The organism is Cupriavidus alkaliphilus (assembly GCF_900094595.1).
Lineage (GTDB): Bacteria > Pseudomonadota > Gammaproteobacteria > Burkholderiales > Burkholderiaceae > Cupriavidus > Cupriavidus alkaliphilus.
Genome location: NZ_FMAD01000015.1, coordinates 132148 through 147132, shown reverse-complemented (window position 1 = coordinate 147132; position 14985 = coordinate 132148). Strand labels below are relative to the sequence as shown.

At 66.9% G+C, this 14985-nt stretch carries 13 protein-coding genes and 1 pseudogene; 1 reads left to right on the top strand and 13 read right to left on the bottom strand.

The features are described from left to right. From GA0116996_RS28140 to GA0116996_RS25240, 6 genes and pseudogenes are all read right to left on the bottom strand, one after another. A pseudogene (locus GA0116996_RS28140) lies at positions 1-134 on the bottom strand (S-(hydroxymethyl)glutathione dehydrogenase); the annotation flags it as partial. Positions 135-310: 176 nt separating this feature from the next. Beyond that, complete coding sequence (locus GA0116996_RS25260) at positions 311-895, bottom strand: glycerol-3-phosphate responsive antiterminator (RefSeq protein ID WP_092317137.1); 585 nt, start codon at positions 893-895, stop codon at positions 311-313. Positions 896-900: 5 nt separating this feature from the next. Next, positions 901-2451 carry an FAD-binding oxidoreductase gene (locus GA0116996_RS25255; RefSeq protein ID WP_092317133.1) on the bottom strand — a complete coding sequence of 517 codons (1551 nt, stop codon included), beginning with the start codon at positions 2449-2451 and terminating at the stop codon, positions 901-903. Beyond that, entirely contained in the window at positions 2448-4127 is a 1680-nt protein-coding gene (locus GA0116996_RS25250; RefSeq protein ID WP_092317130.1) for a glycerol-3-phosphate dehydrogenase/oxidase, read from the bottom strand. Before GA0116996_RS25250 ends, GA0116996_RS25255 begins: the two co-directional genes overlap by 4 nt. Positions 4128-4145: 18 nt before the next feature. Next, on the bottom strand, positions 4146-5669 hold the full coding sequence (locus GA0116996_RS25245) for an FGGY family carbohydrate kinase (RefSeq protein ID WP_092317127.1): 1524 nt from the start codon (positions 5667-5669) through the stop codon (positions 4146-4148). Then, a complete protein-coding gene (locus GA0116996_RS25240) occupies positions 5666-7129 on the bottom strand; it encodes an MFS transporter (RefSeq protein WP_092317124.1) in 1464 nt (487 codons plus the stop codon). The genes GA0116996_RS25245 and GA0116996_RS25240 overlap by 4 nt, the downstream gene beginning before the upstream one ends. 460 nt (positions 7130-7589) lie before the next feature. On the opposite strand from GA0116996_RS25240, the gene GA0116996_RS25235 reads away from it, so the two are divergent. Beyond that, positions 7590-8270, top strand: coding sequence for a DUF2968 domain-containing protein (locus tag GA0116996_RS25235; protein WP_092317121.1), 681 nt, complete (start codon positions 7590-7592; stop codon positions 8268-8270). A gap of 50 nt (positions 8271-8320) precedes the next feature. Here the strand turns inward: GA0116996_RS25235 and GA0116996_RS25230 are convergent, their stop codons facing one another. The 7 genes from GA0116996_RS25230 to GA0116996_RS25200 form a co-directional block, all read right to left on the bottom strand. Beyond that, positions 8321-9685 carry an NTP/NDP exchange transporter gene (locus tag GA0116996_RS25230; RefSeq protein ID WP_092317118.1) on the bottom strand — a complete coding sequence of 455 codons (1365 nt, stop codon included), beginning with the start codon at positions 9683-9685 and terminating at the stop codon, positions 8321-8323. An 11-nt stretch (positions 9686-9696) separates the two neighbouring features. Then, positions 9697-10614 carry an aldo/keto reductase gene (locus GA0116996_RS25225; RefSeq protein ID WP_092317115.1) on the bottom strand — a complete coding sequence of 306 codons (918 nt, stop codon included), beginning with the start codon at positions 10612-10614 and terminating at the stop codon, positions 9697-9699. Between the two features lie 84 nt (positions 10615-10698). After that, positions 10699-11079, bottom strand: a complete 381-nt coding sequence (locus GA0116996_RS25220; RefSeq protein WP_092317112.1) for a type II toxin-antitoxin system VapC family toxin — start codon at positions 11077-11079, stop codon at positions 10699-10701. Then, on the bottom strand, positions 11076-11282 hold the full coding sequence (locus GA0116996_RS25215) for a type II toxin-antitoxin system VapB family antitoxin (RefSeq protein WP_092317109.1): 207 nt from the start codon (positions 11280-11282) through the stop codon (positions 11076-11078). Before GA0116996_RS25215 ends, GA0116996_RS25220 begins: the two co-directional genes overlap by 4 nt. A gap of 217 nt (positions 11283-11499) precedes the next feature. Then, positions 11500-12861 (bottom strand): GntP family permease, encoded by a 1362-nt coding sequence (locus GA0116996_RS25210; RefSeq protein ID WP_041232539.1) that lies wholly within the window; start codon positions 12859-12861, stop codon positions 11500-11502. A 224-nt stretch (positions 12862-13085) separates the two neighbouring features. Further along, positions 13086-13478 carry a RidA family protein gene (locus tag GA0116996_RS25205; protein WP_092317106.1) on the bottom strand — a complete coding sequence of 131 codons (393 nt, stop codon included), beginning with the start codon at positions 13476-13478 and terminating at the stop codon, positions 13086-13088. Between the two features lie 52 nt (positions 13479-13530). After that, complete coding sequence (locus GA0116996_RS25200) at positions 13531-14985, bottom strand: N-acyl-D-amino-acid deacylase family protein (protein WP_092317103.1); 1455 nt, start codon at positions 14983-14985, stop codon at positions 13531-13533.

Sequence of the window (14985 nt, the reverse complement as noted above, 5' to 3'; positions counted from 1 at the left end):
TAGTAGTCGGTGTGGCAGATGCCGGTGGCCTTCACTTCCACCAGCACTTCGCCGGCGCGCGGGCCGTCGAGGTCGACGTCTTCGATCGTCAGCGGGGCGCCGGCTTTCCAGGCGATGGCGGCTTTGGTTTTCATGGGGGTCCTCCGGGATCAGGAATATGGGGCGGCTTGCGGGGTGGCGCGGCGGCTAACGCCGCGCGAGCCGGCAAGCCCGGTCCGAGGACATGACTATACGATCTTCCAGTGGTGGCGGGCCAGCTTTGGCCGATCAGCGGTCAGCGAATCCCGCCGGACGGTGTCCGGCGGCGGTTTCACGGCTGGAGCGCCTTCGCATCCAGGCTCCACAGCTTGCGGTCGCTGGTCGACACCGCGACGGCGCCATGCGTCAGCGCGTCGCGGATATCGTCGCGGTTGCAGACAAAGCCCGAGGTCACGATCGGCGGCAGCGCCTTGCGGTCCGCTTCCGGCAGGTGCGACAGCATCGGTGCCGGCATCAGCTGCACCAGGTTCGGGTCGCTCTGCTCGAGCGCCTTGACGCTGCGCGGCCAGGTGGAACGGTCGGTGACGAAGACCTTCTGCATCGTCACCATGCCGGCGCGATTGGCGCGCTGGATCGTTGCCACCCGCGTGGAAACCAGACTGGTCACCCCGATGTCGGCCAGGTACTCCACCCCGCCCTTGTCCTGCGACAAGCCTTCGCAGCTGTCGATATTGACGATGAGGTACTTGCCGGCGCTGGCCAGCGCGGCGATGACTGGCTGCAGCTTGCGCAGTTCCACGTTGGCGACAATGCAGACTTCGGCCACGCTTTCAACGATGGAGCCGATCTGGTCAACACCGTAGAGTGTGCCGATGACGGGGTGTCGCGTCAGGCGCGCACCGAGGGACCTGTCCATGCTGGTTACTTCGGTTCGTTGGTGAGCACGTCGCTGAGACCCAGCTTGCCCGGGTTCAGGATATTCTGCGGGTCGAGTGCCTGCTTGACTGCAGCCAGCAGCGGGAATGCCGTGTCCAGCGACGAGGCCATGTATGGGGCGCGCAGCAGGCCGATTCCGTGGTGGTGGCTCAGTGCCGCATTGTATTGGATCAGCACCGCATTGGCAGCATCCCATGCCTGGCGATACCACTTCTGGCGGTCTTCCACCGCGACCTCGCCGCGCAGCGAAAAGTACAGGCAGGCGCCGTCCACATAGGCGTGCGACTGGTGCGCGGAGCCGGCGAGGGTGCCTGGCACGGCATTGATGGCCTTGACCACGTCCGCGTAGATGGCCGCCAGGTCGCGCCACGGTCCCGACATTTCGAGCGTGTCGGCGACAAAGCCGGGGCTGCGCTTGAAGCCCTCGGCGCTCTTGCCGGTCAGGTAGCGCGTGTCGAGCCAGCGCTCGAAAATCGCGGCACTGTCCAGCTTGTCACCACGTTCCTGGCACACGCGCTCGCTGATCGTCATCACCGCATCGACCATCTCGCGCGCGCCCTCGTCGGCAACCAGCAGGACGTTGGTGTCGGGCAGCCCGAACTGCACGCCGCTCTCGAGTTCGTCATAGAGCCGCAGCGCGGCAGGGTTGGCCCCGCGCTGCATGATCTCGCGGCAGGCCTCCAGGCCGATGGCGAAGGTCTTGAAGCCATAGGCGATGGCGCGCCCGTAGTCGGGCAGGCGGTGCAGCTTGAGGCGCACGCGCACGATGACGCCCAGCATGCCCTCGGACCCGATGAACAGTTGCTGCAGATCCGGGCCCAGTGCCGCGCGCGAGTAGCCGCCGACAGTGACCAGGCTGCCGTCGGCCAGCACCACGTCCATGCCGAACACCATGTCTTCGATCTTGCCATAGCGCGTGGACAACTGGCCGGCGCCGCGGCAGGCTACCCATCCGCCGACCGTGCTGATCGCGTACGACGATGGCCAGTGGCCCATCGTCATGCCGAATTCCTTCTGCACGGTCTCCTCGAAGATGTCGCCGAACATGCCGGCTTCCACGTCGACGATCTGGCTGGCCTTGTCAAATGCGACCAGCTTGTTCAGGCCGCACACGTCCAGCACGATGCCGCCGCGCACGGGCAGGGCGGCGCCCGTCACGTTGCTGCGGCCGGCCGATACGGTGACCGGAATGTCACTGGCGCTGGCAATGCGCATGACTGCCTGCACCTGTGCCACGGTGGAAGCGCGTACGATGACCCCGCGCGGCGTGGCGGGCCGGCCGGCGGTCTCCGTGATCATCGATCCGGCCCACCAGTCGCGCGTCCATGCCACGACGTCGGCGGTATCGGTCAGGACCTCGTCGGCCACCTTGCGCAAGGCCGCGATATCGGCCGCGCAGACGGCAATGGTGTCACGTTGCAGGCCCGGTGCATCCGGGGTGCCCTGGATGTTCGCCGCATAGCCCGGCGGCGTGTGGGCGCCGACGACGTAGTTGCCGCGGTTGTAGCCGCGCTTGATGGCTTCCTTGCTGATCATGCTGAGTCTCCCATGAGGACGGATTTTTCGAGGGCGACGGCGGCCAGGTATTCGCTGACCTGCCGCGCTACGGCCGCTTCGGACAATCCGAGTTCGGCCTGGAGGATCTGGCCCACCCGCGCTGCGGCGCGGGCGGAGGCATCGCGCGCCATCAGGCGGGCGCGGATGCGTCGTGACAAGACGTCGTCGACGGTGCCAGCCAGTTCATGACGCACGGCGTAGACGATTTCGGCTTCGGTATACGGCAGGCCTTCCACGATCGGCCTGGCCAGGGTGGCATCTGCCTGCAGGATGTCGCTGACGAAGCGCGCCTCCGTGCCATAGCGCTCGCCCAGGTGCGCGGACATGCCGCCGGATGCGACGATGGCCTGTGCGTCATAGCCAGCCGCGCCCAGCAGATAGGCCGACCTGGTCAGGCACTTGCTGCGCTTGCCGATGACTTTCTGCGCCGCATCGATGGTTTGCTCTGCCATATGCCGCGAGGTCGTGAGCTTGCCGCCGACGATGGTCACAAGGCCGTCGTCCGCGGTATGAATCTCGTGATTGCGCTTGATTTCCAGGGTCTTGCCGCCGGGCGGCGCCACCAGCGGACGGCAACCCGCGATGCTGCCCACCACGTCCTCCGGCGTCAGGTCAGTCTTTAGTGCGGAGCGCGCGCCCTCAAGCAGGAAGTCGAGCTCCTGCCGGGTGCACATGACATTGTCGAGGTCGCCCTCATAGTCTTCGTCGGTGGTGCCAAGGTAGGACACATTGCCCCACCGCGTGATGGTTGCCCGGCGGCTGCGCCCGGGCACCGGGATCGTCACCGTGCAGTCATTGCGGATCTTCAGCCACGGGATGGCAATGTGGACGCCCTTGGCGGGGCGAATGTGCAGGGTCCGGGCTTCGCCCTTGCGGCGGCCGGTCCAGTCGCGCAGCCAGACGCCGGTTGCCATGATGACCACGCCTGCCCGCACGCGGATCTCGCGCTCGCCGGCGTGGACAATGGCGCCATCCACCTTGCCGTGTCCGTCGCGCGTGATCTCGGCGACAGTCGCGTGATTGACCACGGCCGCGCCATGGAACGCTGCCGTGCGCGCGATGTTCAGTGTCAGGCGGGCATCGTCGACGCGCGCGTCGAAGTACAGGTAGCCGCCGGTCAGATGTTCCTCATTGAAGGTCGGGCAGTGGGACAGCACCTCGGCCTTGGTCAGCTTCTGGTGGAGGATTCCCTCGCGCCAGCCCCCGGCGAGGTCGTAGGTCCAGAGCAGGCTCTCGAAGGCCTTGGCCAGGCGCTTGTCGAACACGCCGCTGCGCTCCATCACCGGGAACAGGAACGGCAGCCGCTGTACCAGGTGGCGCGCGTTGCGGCGCAGGCGCTGGCGCTCCAGCAGTGAATGGCGAACCAGGCCGAGATTGCCCTGCTCGATATAGCGCAGGCCGCCGTGCACCATCTTTGATGACTTGGACGAGGTCCCCGCGGCGAAGTCGCTTTTTTCGACCAGCGCCACGCGATAGCCGCGCAGGCTGGCATCCAGCGCGGCGTAGGCGCCCGTCACGCCGCCGCCGACCACCAGGATGTCGAACGAATCGGCCTCGATGCGGTCGAGCATGTCCCGGCGCACCAGCCGCAACGGCTCGGTGCTGGTCATGGCGGCGCGCTCGCGGCTGGCGCTGCGGGATGGAAAAATCACCATGTCTTTGGTTGCTCCTGGTTAATGGACCGCAAGCGCGTCCGCATGGTTGAGCTCGGATGCCACCCGCGCATTCCAGAGCGCGCGCCGCTGGGCGCGCTCATCGGCGCTGATTGCCGGTTCGAATACCGCGTCGGGGATGGTGGTGGTGCGCGCCTGCTGCATGGAATCCCAAAGCAGGCCTGACGAGCCCGCAAGGTAAGCGATGCCGCGCAGGCTGGCGCGGTCGGTCTCCTGCATGCGGTGGATGGAAATTCCGCTGAGATCCGCCTGCATCTGCAGCAGCGCATCGCTGCCAGACAAGCCGCCGCCAACCACGAGCTCCGACACCGGCACGCCCGCGATCTCCCGGTTGGCCTCGATGCAGGAAGTCACCGAATGCGCAATGCCTTCAAGGATGGCAAAGGCTATCTCGGCCTGCGTCGTTGCCATCGAGATACCGGTCAATGCTGCGCGCGCTTCCGGCTGCATGCGTGGGACCCGCAGCCCGGTCAGCGCGGGAATAAAGGTCACGCCCCGTGACGAGGCAACGGTGCTGGCCAGCGCACTGATTTGCCGGGCATTCTCGAACCAGCCGAGCTTGTTGCAGACCCAATTGAGGGCGGAGCCGGTGGTGGCGACAAAGGTTTCGACGGAGAAATGCGACACGCCCAACTGCCGGCGTGCGGTCATGGTCAGGGTGCTGTCCGACTTGCCGCTGCGCGCAGGAAGGTTCGGGCCGACTACCAGGTCGACAAAGCTGCCGGTGCCATGCAGGCACATCGCCTGGCCGGCATCGAGGCATCCCAGCCCGATCGCGCCGGCGAGCTGGTCCCCGGCACAAGCGAGGATCGGCACATCAATCCCCAGCACCTCCGGACGCGTGCGCCCGAAGTCGTCCGCATCCTGGCGCAACTCAGGCAGCAGTTCGCGCGGAAAGCCGAGCGCGTCGATCCAGTCGAGCTGGTAGCGATGGCCGGTCAGCACGTAGGCGTTGCAGGAGGTGGCGTTGGTCGGCGTGGTGATGCACGTGCGTGCCGTCGACAGGTGCCAGAGCAGCCAGCTGTCGATGGTGCCGAAGGCGAGCCGGCGCGCGCGGAAGGCGTCAGCCACAGCCGGCGTGTCGCGCAGGTGACGCGCTGCCCACAGGTAAGGCGAGCGCACGCCGGTGGGGCGGCCGACTGCTTCGCGCAGCGTCACATCCCATGCCGGCGCAAGCTGGTCGAGATCGGCTGCGTAGCGCGTGTCCTGCCACACCATGGCGGGTACCAGCGCACGTCCGGTCTGCGTGTCCCACAGTACCGCAGTGGCGCGCTGGGTGGCGATGGCGAGGGCGGTGACGGTCAGGTTTTCGCGATCAGCCTGGGCCAGGGTGGCGCGGCAAACTGCCAGGGTCTTGTCGAGCAGGACGTCGGCGTCCTGTTCGACCACGCCAGGGCACGGGGAATGGACCTCAAGCGTGGTGTACTCGAGGCACATGACATGACCGTCGCCGGCGACCACCGCGGCCCGTGTGCCCGAGGTGCCCTCATCGATCGCAAGGATGACATTGCTGCGCTGGGTCATGGGCGGGCCTTCTCAATCGCGGGGTTCATGAAGCCTGGAGCGTCCGGCACATCGCCCTTGAACTGCGGGGCATCGGCTTCATTGTCAGGGTTGATGGTGGTGCGGGTAGGGTCCCAGCGGATCGCAAAGCAGATGATGCTGGCCAGCAGCGGCACTACGGACAGGATCAGGAAGGTGGTTTCAAGCCCATACTGTGCGCGGAACAGCGGGAAGACCAGCAGGCCCAGTGCAGCACCGATGGCCCCGAGCGCGCCGATGATGCCGTTGGCGCCCGCGCGCAGTTCACTGCGAAAAGACAGTGACGACAGGCTTTTGCCATTTGCGCCGGGCCCGCTGGAGTGGAACAGGATGAACAGCGACGGAACGACCACTGCCATCCACATCGGCATCTTGCCGTTGAACAGGCCCAGGATCAGCAGCATGGCGAATACCGCTGCAAAGCCGAACGCCGAGGCCCGGCGCAGGCCCAGCTTGCGGCCAATCAAGGGCGAGAGGAAGCCGCCAAAGATGCCGAAGACGTTGAAGACCAGCGCACCGATCGTCGCGTAGGCAAAGTCCTTGCCGAACATGGCCGCACTGATCAGCGGCAGGTACCACCCGATCGCGAAGTACTGGATCGACTGCCCGATCTGCACAGTGGCCGCCAGCACGGTGCGCGGCAGGTAGACGCCGCGGAAGATCAGCAGCACGTTGGCCATGCCGCGGCGCGCCTGGTTGAGGACGGGAATGCGTTGCGCGGGTGGTGCGGCAACGAACTCACGGCCGTAGATGCGCGTCATGGCATGTGCGGCGGCATCGAGCAATTCCTTGCGCGCCAGCCAGATCGGGCTTTCCACCAGGAACAAGCCCTGCAGCAGCAGGATGATCACGCCGAAGACCGCGGTAGCTGCCACCGAGTAGCGCCAGATCGTATCGCCAACGTCCCAGGAGTAGAACAGCAGTGCCAGCAGCAGGTTAGAGCAGACAGCCGTGTACCACATGCCTTGCCACGTGTTCAGCCGACTCTTGAGTTTCACCGGCGTGAACTCTGCCAGCACCGCCATGGCGATGGCAAAGTCGATGCCGTAGGCCGCACCGACAAAGAAGCGCCCGGCCAGAATCACCTCGAAGCCGGGGGCAAACACCACCAGCAATGCGCCGACCACAGCCAGGACCTTGGCGAGGATCAGCGGGCGGACGCGGCCCCAGCGGTCCGCCATCCAGCCGCCGATAGGGTTGAAGGCAATGGCCACCCATGAAGCAAACGAGGTCAACAGGGCGACTTTTGCAGGCGCGAGTTGAAGGTTGCGCGTCATCGGCCCGAGGCCGGCGCTCAGTGCAGAATTGGAAAATGCATCGAGGAATAGCCCGCCGAGTGCGAGCCACCAAATGACACCGGCCCTGCCGCGAATGCCCGGGCAGGAATCTATGTAGGCAATGACATCATCGATGCCACGAATTTTGATGGCAGAGCGTTGCACGGCGGTCTCCTCTTAATTGTTCTGTAAGAGGCCGCAGCAACAGCAAGGCGCGAAGAGACCATCTTACAGATGGTCTCTTATCTAGATCTGCGGGGCCAATGTATGGCTTCGCAGTCGCAGCGTCAACCGGGAAAACCCTGTCCCGGGCATTGGCGTGCAGCGGTATTTCTCACTGCAGGGCGCAGGCTGGCATCCGAGCGGGCGAAGTTGTCCAATCATGCCGCCGCCCCGGCCGCCAACGCGGTCCCGCCGAACTGGGTCTGGCATCTGGTGGTGCACCGCCAGTCAAAGCGCCGGGAGCAATTACCCAAAAGGAGGTATTCGATCCTGTCAGCCTTTGCCGTAAGATCCGCCGGTTGCGCCGCGCCGCGCGGCCGCGGGCAGTCGCCATGGGGTAGCAATTGCCGTCTGGTGCCGCGGCGCATTGCCTTAGCCTTGCCCCCGATCCCACAACCAGAGCATGACAGACAATACGTCCCGTACCCGCTTGCTTGCCGGCATCATCGCCATCCAACTGTCTGTGTGCGCGTCCGCAGTACTGGCGAAGCCGGATCCCGCCCCAGCGCCGGGCTTTCTCGCCGATGCCGGCCCTGCTGCGGTGGACCCGTCGTCGCAGAGTGTCATCGCGGAACTGCAGCAGCGCGTCGCGGACGGCTCGGTCAGGGAGTTGCGCGCCAGTGTCGACGGCGACTACGGCACGGCGCTGCTGCTGGCCGACGACAAAGTGCTCTGCTATGTAGCCCTGCTTTACCAGAACAAGATGTGGCGCGTTCTGCGGTTCGATAACCTTGGCGCAGCCGATGCAGCCTATCGCAACGCCAGCAAGCAGAATGGCGCCATTGCCGGCGACGCTATCCGGCGGCAAGTGCTGGCCACCCAGCTACGCCAGTATGAGCGTGCCATAGAGGACGCACAGGCGCGCGCCGAAGCGCTCAATAATGATATGCGCCTGGTGCAGGCGCAGCGCCTGCGCATGGTGGAAGACCAGAAGACGTCGCGCGCCGAGGTCCAGACTGCTGAGCTCGACAGCCGTGCCGCTCGCGCCCAGCTCGAAAAACTGCGCCGCGAGATCCGTCGCATCGAATCCTCGCTGGCGGATTCCAGAGAGATGCTGCCGGTGGCGAACAAGTCGGGACGCTGAACCGGCGAGGCGACTGGGCTCCCGCGCCGCTCACAGGCTGCACGCAGGGCTCAGCGCTGCTGCGCGGCAGCTGCCCCGCCCGGCGGGCTGGCAGACGGCTCCAACTGCCCCTCATGGCGCCGCCCCAGCCACCACCCCAGCCCCGCCCACACCAGCGCCAGCATGGCACCCGCCAGGGCCACGGTGGCAGGATGTCCCGACAGCGCGTCGATGCCCGTCTTGACCCACGCGCTGACCGCGTCGCCGGCGCGGTAGACGGCGGTGTCGATGACGTTCTTGGCCTTGTACTTGGTCTCGGCATCGACGACGGTGAACAGCATCTCGCGGCCCGGGCGCAGCAGCGCATATTCCCCCACGCGCCGCAGGATCATGACGCCGGCCAGCACGCCGAAGGTGGGCAGCAGGGCCAGCACGACGAAGCCCGCGGCGACGGCCAGCGGCACCGCGGTCAGCAGCACGGTGACGCCGTAGCGGCGCGCCATGCGGCCGGTGAAGAACAGCTGTACCAGGATGGTCAGCGCCTGCACCACGGCATCCAGCGCGCTGAACACCTGGGTCTGGCGGGTGCGCTCGGGGAAGGCCTCGGCGACGAGACGGGCTTGCTCGAAGTAGAGGAAAGTGCTGGCCGTGGCCAGCAGGATCACGAACAGGGCGATGCCGAGCAGGTAGCGCGAGCGCAGCAGCAACGACAGCCCGGCCAGCAGCCCGCCGCCGATCGGATTGGCCGGATCCTGCGTCGCGCCGGCAACGGGCTGGCCCGGCGGCCCGACGCCGGCGCCGGCACGACGGCGCCAGCCGAACAGCCAGCCTACGCCCGGCAGCGTGGCGGCCAGCAGGGCGGCCGACAGCAGCATCAGGCCGGTCAGGCCGATGTGCGGCACCAGCCAGCCGCCCAGCACCGGCCCGGCCAGTCCGCCCGCGCTGGCGCCGGCGGCCAGCAGCGCGAACAGGCGGCGCGCCTGCTCGGGCCGGAACACATCGGCCATCAGGCTCCAGGCCACCGACACCACGAACAGGTTGAACACGGACAGCCACACGTAGAACACGCGCGCCAGCCAGACGTTGTCGGGCAGTGCGCGCGTGGCCATCGCAAAAGCCAGCAGGTTGGCAATGAAGAAGCCATACACCCAGGGCACGAAGCGGCGCCGCGGCAGCCAGGCGCAGACCGCGCCGTAGAGCGGGATCGCCGCCAGCATCACGACAAAGGTGGCGGTGAACAGCCATTGCAGGTTTTTCACGCCGCCGGCGATGCCCATGGTCTCGCGCACCGGGCGCAGCATGAAGTAGCCGGCGAACAGGCAGAAGAAGAACAGGAAGCCGGCCACCACGGCGCCGGCTTCGCCGCTGCGCACGCCAAAGCCGCGCCACAGTCGGGCCAGGCCGCCGGTGGGTGCGTTGCGCGCGGGCTCGTCCATGGCGGGGCGGCTCAGCGCAGCAGCGCCGCGATGCGCTCGCGCTGGCCGGGATCGGGCATGCGGCCGAGCGCGGCGCCGAGATTGTCGGCCATGTTGCGCGGCTTGGAGGTGGCCGGGATCGCCGCGGTCACCGCCGGATGGCTGACGACGAACTTCAGGAACAGCTGGCCCCATGAGCCGCAGTCAATGTCGCCGGCCCATGGCGGCAGCGGGCGATCCTTGACCACGCGGAACAGGCGGCCGTCCTGGAACGGCCGGTTGACCAGAACCGCCACGCCGCGCGCCTCGCACAGCGGCAGCAGCGTGCGCTCGGCATTGCGCTCGCCCACGGAGTAGTTGATCTGGACAAAATCCACACGCTCGGCGCGCACGATCTTCTCCAGCGCCTCGTGGGCGTCGTCGCGGTAATGGGTGATGCCCAGGTAGCGGATGCGGCCCTGTTCCTTCAGTTGCCGCAGCCAGCGCAGGTTGCCCTGCCAGTCGATCAGGTTATGTATCTGCAGCAGGTCGACCTTGTCGACGTGCAGGTCGGCCAGCGACCGTTCCCATTGCGCCTGCGCCGGCGTGCCGGAGCGAGCCGAGATCTTGGTGGCGAGGAAGACCCGGTTGCGCGCATTGGCCGCCCGCAGCAGGTCGCCGGTCACGGCCTCGGCGCTGCCGTAACTGGGCGCGGTATCGACCACCGAGCCTTCGGTCTGCAGCAACAGCCCCATCACCTCCGCCAGCGGCTTGCGTTCGTCGGGGCCGGTGCCGACGTCGAAGGTGTCGGCGGTGCCCATGCCGATCACGGGCAGGGCTTCGGTGGTGCCGGGAATGGTACGGCGCAGGGGCGCGGCAACGGTGGCGGAGTGGGCCGGCGGCGCTGGCCCGATCCCGGTGGCGGCCAGTCCGGCGGCCAGGGCGAGGAATGAGCGACGGTCGATCGACATGGGAGGGTTTCCCGGCGAGTCACTGACTGGTTGACCTTAGGCGGTGGGCCCGGCCATGTAAACCGTTGCGTGCGCGGCGGAACCCTAGTGCAGGCGAGGACGATATCCCACGCCAAACCGGACGGACAAGGCGCCCAGGCGCTGGTCCAGCGTCCAGAGGCGGGCACCGGGGGTGATCAGGGTCGAAGCCAGCAATGTGACATCCACCAGTCCGCAGCTCAGCCCGTACAGTTGCTCGCGCTCCACCAGTGCGATGACTTCTCCCAGCGTTGCCTGCCGGACAGCCTGCAGCAGCCCGATGTCGCCGAGCGTCTGTGCCCGGGGTGCCGGGGGCGTGCCGCAGGCCAGTTCGGCCACGACCAGGGGGTGGGTCAACACCTGGTCCGCCTCCATCAGGCGGACCAGGGCGTCATTGCGCTGCCGGAAATGGCCCACCCACACCGAGGTGTCGACGAGCACGTTCATTTGATGTCGGGTTCGGGATTGCGGCGCGGTACGTCTTGCATGCCGGGCGCTGCGCCGCCCAGGGCCGCGAGGCGCTTGGCGGCCTGCACCCGAACGAAAGTCTTGATTGCCTCGCGAAACAGGTCTGCTTTGTCCATACCGGGGTCCGCCATCTCCAGGGCTTGTTCATACAGGGCGTCATCGATCGTGACCGTCGTGCGCATCGCAGGCTCCTTGAATCAGATTTGATGTCAATATGCATCAAAAAAGGAATCAAGGCAAGACCGCAATCGCTTGCGGAGCCGAGTGCCGCCGACACGCTTGCAGTATTGGCTGCCGGCACCAGGGCGTCGATGAGAGATGTCGCATTCCGGGCCGGCCATGGCAGGCATGGTGCCGGAGCCGCCGCGGTGCGGCCCCGTCGGCCCCGGTTGGCCGTCGTCAGACCAGCGTGGCCAGGCCCAGCGTCAGCAGCAGCGCCACCACCGAAATGATGGTTTCGCAGACCGACCAGGTCTTGAAGGTCTGCGCCACGGTCATGTTGAAGTACTCCTTGACCAGCCAGAAGCCGCCGTCGTTCACGTGCGACAAAATCAGCGAACCGGCGCCGGTGGTCAGTACCAGCAGTTCCGGGCGAGTGCCGGGCACGCTGGCGGCAATCGGCGCGACGATGCCCGCGGCGGTGGTCATGGCAACCGTTGCCGAGCCCGTGGCGATGCGGATCATGACCGCGACCAGCCAGCCCAGCACCAGCACCGACACATTAGCGCCGGTGGCAACGTCGACGATGGCGGTGGAAATGCCCGAGTCACGCAGGATGCGGCCGAAGCCGCCGCCGGCACCGACCACCAGCGTGATGATGGCGGTGGGCGCCACGCACTCGTTGGTGAACTTGAGGATGGTTTCGCGATTGAAGCCGCGCGCCTTGCCGAAGGTGTAGAAGCTCACCAGCGCGGCGATCAGCAGCGCCATCACCGAGTTGCCGATCAGCTTCAGGAAATCGTTGGCGAAGGTCTTGGGCGTGGTGAACAGGTCGGCCCAGCTGCCGATCAGCATCAGCACCACCGGCAGCAGGATGGTAAATACCGTGATACCAAAGCCCGGCAACTCGTGCGATTCCTTGACGCGCTCGTCCTCTTCGGTGAACTGCTCGGCCAGCGGGTTGTATTCGGGCAGCTTGACGTAGCGGTCCATCAGCCGGGCGAACAGCGGGCCCGCCAGCGCCGCGGTCGGGATGCCCACGATCAGCGCGTACATGATGGTCTTGCCGATATCGGCGCCGTATGCAGTCACCGCCAGCAGCGCCGCCGGATGCGGCGGGATCAGGCCGTGCACCACCGACAGGCCGGCCACCATCGGGATGCCGACCAGCACCATCGACGTGCCGGTGCGCTTGGCGACGTTGAAGGCGATCGGCACCAGCAGCACGAAGCCGACTTCGAAGAACACCGGCAGGCCGACGATAAACGCGATGGTGGCCATGGCCCAATGCACGTTCTTCGCCCCGAAGAAATCGATCAGCGTGTTGGCGATGCGCTCGGCGCCGCCGGACTCGGCCATCATCTTGCCGAGCATGGTGCCCAGTCCCACCACCAGCGCGATATGCCCGAGGGTGCCGCCGACACCGGCTTCGAAGGACTTGACGATCTCGCTCATCGGCATGCCCACGGCAAAGCCGAGCAGCACCGAGACGACGACCAGGGTAATGAACGGGTTGAGCTTGTAGCGCGCAATCAGCACCACCAGTGCGATCACTGCGATCAGCGCATACACCAAGAGCGTGGTTCCGGTGACGGCACCCATATTGTCTCCTTGCGTGGAAAAAGAGCCGCGTGTGGCGGCAGCAGAGGTTTGGCTTTCTTGTTTCTCTCCCGTTGGGGGAGAGGCGGTGGGGAAGACGGCATGCGTGGGCAAGCGCCCAGGCGGCTCACTTTGTGGTGACGCCGGCCCTATCCCCCGGCCCGTCTCCCTCGTGCGGGAGAGGGGGGCAAACAGTGCGGAAGCAGAGAATCAAGCAGGCAGCAGGCTCAGGCCGCCGGCTTCTTGTAGGCGATGCAGTCGACCTCGACCTTGCAATCGACCACCATGCTCGACTGCACGCAGGCGCGCGCGGGTGGGTTGGCGCCGAAGTACTCCTTGAAGATCTTGTTGAAGGAGGCAAAGTCGCGCGTGTCGTCCAGCCACACGCCGCAGCGCACGACATGCTCGGGGCCGTAGCCGGCCTCGGCCAGGATCGCCAGCACGTTCTTGATGGCCTGGTGGGTCTGGGGCACGATGCCGCCGTCGATGACCTCGTCGTCGACCATCGGCACCTGGCCGGAGACGTAGAGCCAGCCATCGGCCGCGACCGCGCGGGCAAAGGGCATGTGCTGGCCGCCGGTACCGGTGCCGCCTTCGACGCCGAATCGTTTGATGTCCATGGGTACTCCTGGAATGAGTTGGATAGGGTAGGGAAGCGGCGGTGCGTGCGGGTCAGTCCGCACCGCGGGGCAGGAACCGGCCGGCGCGCACGCCGGTGCTCTGGCGCTGCTGCCATGACAGTTCACCGTTGACCCAGACCGAGGCAATGCCCTCGGCCGGCTGCATCGGATCGGTAAAGCTGGCGGCGTCGCGGATGGTGGCGGCGTCGAACAGCACCAGGTCGGCCCAGTAGCCCTCGCGCACGAAGCCGCGCTGGTGCAGGCCGAAACGCTCGGCCGACATGCCGGTCATCTTGTTGACGGCCACGGTCAGCGGAAACAGTTCGCGGTCGCGCGCGTAGTGGCCGAGCACGCGCGGGAAAGCGCCCCACAGGCGCGGGTGCGGCAGCGGGTCGTTGGGCAGCCCGTCCGAGCCGACCACCGTGGCCGGATGGCTCAGGATGCGGTCGACATCGGCGTCTTCCATGCAGTGGTAGACCGCGCCGGCGGGCATGAGCCGGCGCGCGGCCTCGAGCAGATCGACCTGCCATTCGGCGGCGATGTCGGCCAGCAGGCGGCCGCCCATCTCGGGCGCGCCTTCGGACCAGGTCACCATGATGTCGAAGTCGCCGGTGACCTGCTTCAGGTCCAGCGTGGACGAGCTGGCGGTGTAGGGGTAGCAGTCGCAGCCGACCGGCTGCCAGCGCTGCGCGCCGTCGAGCGCGTCCAGCACTTCGGTGCTGCGGCCCCAGTTGGCCACGCCCGCGCATTTCAGGTGCGAGATCACCACCGGTACGCGCGCATGGCGGCCGATGCGGAAGGCCTCGTCCATGGCATCGAGGATCTCGGCGAATTCACTGCGCAAGTGGGTGGCGTAGAGCGCGCCGGCCTTGGCCAGCGGCTCGGCCAGCGCCAGCACTTCCTCGGTCGGCGCGCTGAAGGCGTTGGCATAGGCCAGGCCCGTCGACAGGCCCAGCGCGCCGTGCCGCAGCGCTTCTTCCAGTTGCGCGCGCATCGCCTCGATTTCCTGCGGCGTGGCGGCGCGGTCGAAGCGGTCCATATGGTTGCTGCGCAGCGCGGTATGGCCCACCAGCGCGGCGACATTGACCGCGGGTTGCGCGGCCTCGACCGCATCGACATAGGCCTTGAAATCCGGATAGCGGAAGGCGTCGGCATGGCCGAGCAGGTTCATCGGGTCGGGCGGATCGCCCGCCAGCGTGACCGGCGCGGCGCTGATGCCGCAGTTGCCGACCACCACCGTGGTCACGCCCTGCGACAGCTTGGGCGTCATCTCCGGCTGGCGCACGACATTGGTATCGTCATGCGTATGCACGTCGATAAAGCCGGGGGCGAGCACCAGGCCATCGCCCTCGACCACGTGCGCGGCGGCATCGGGGTCGATCGCGCCGGGGGCATCGATGCGGGCGATGCGGCCATCGCGCAAGGCCACGTCGGCCAGGCGCGCGGCCGCGCCGGAACCGTCGATCAGCGTGACGCAGCGGATCAGGGTGTCGAACAGGTGTGGCAT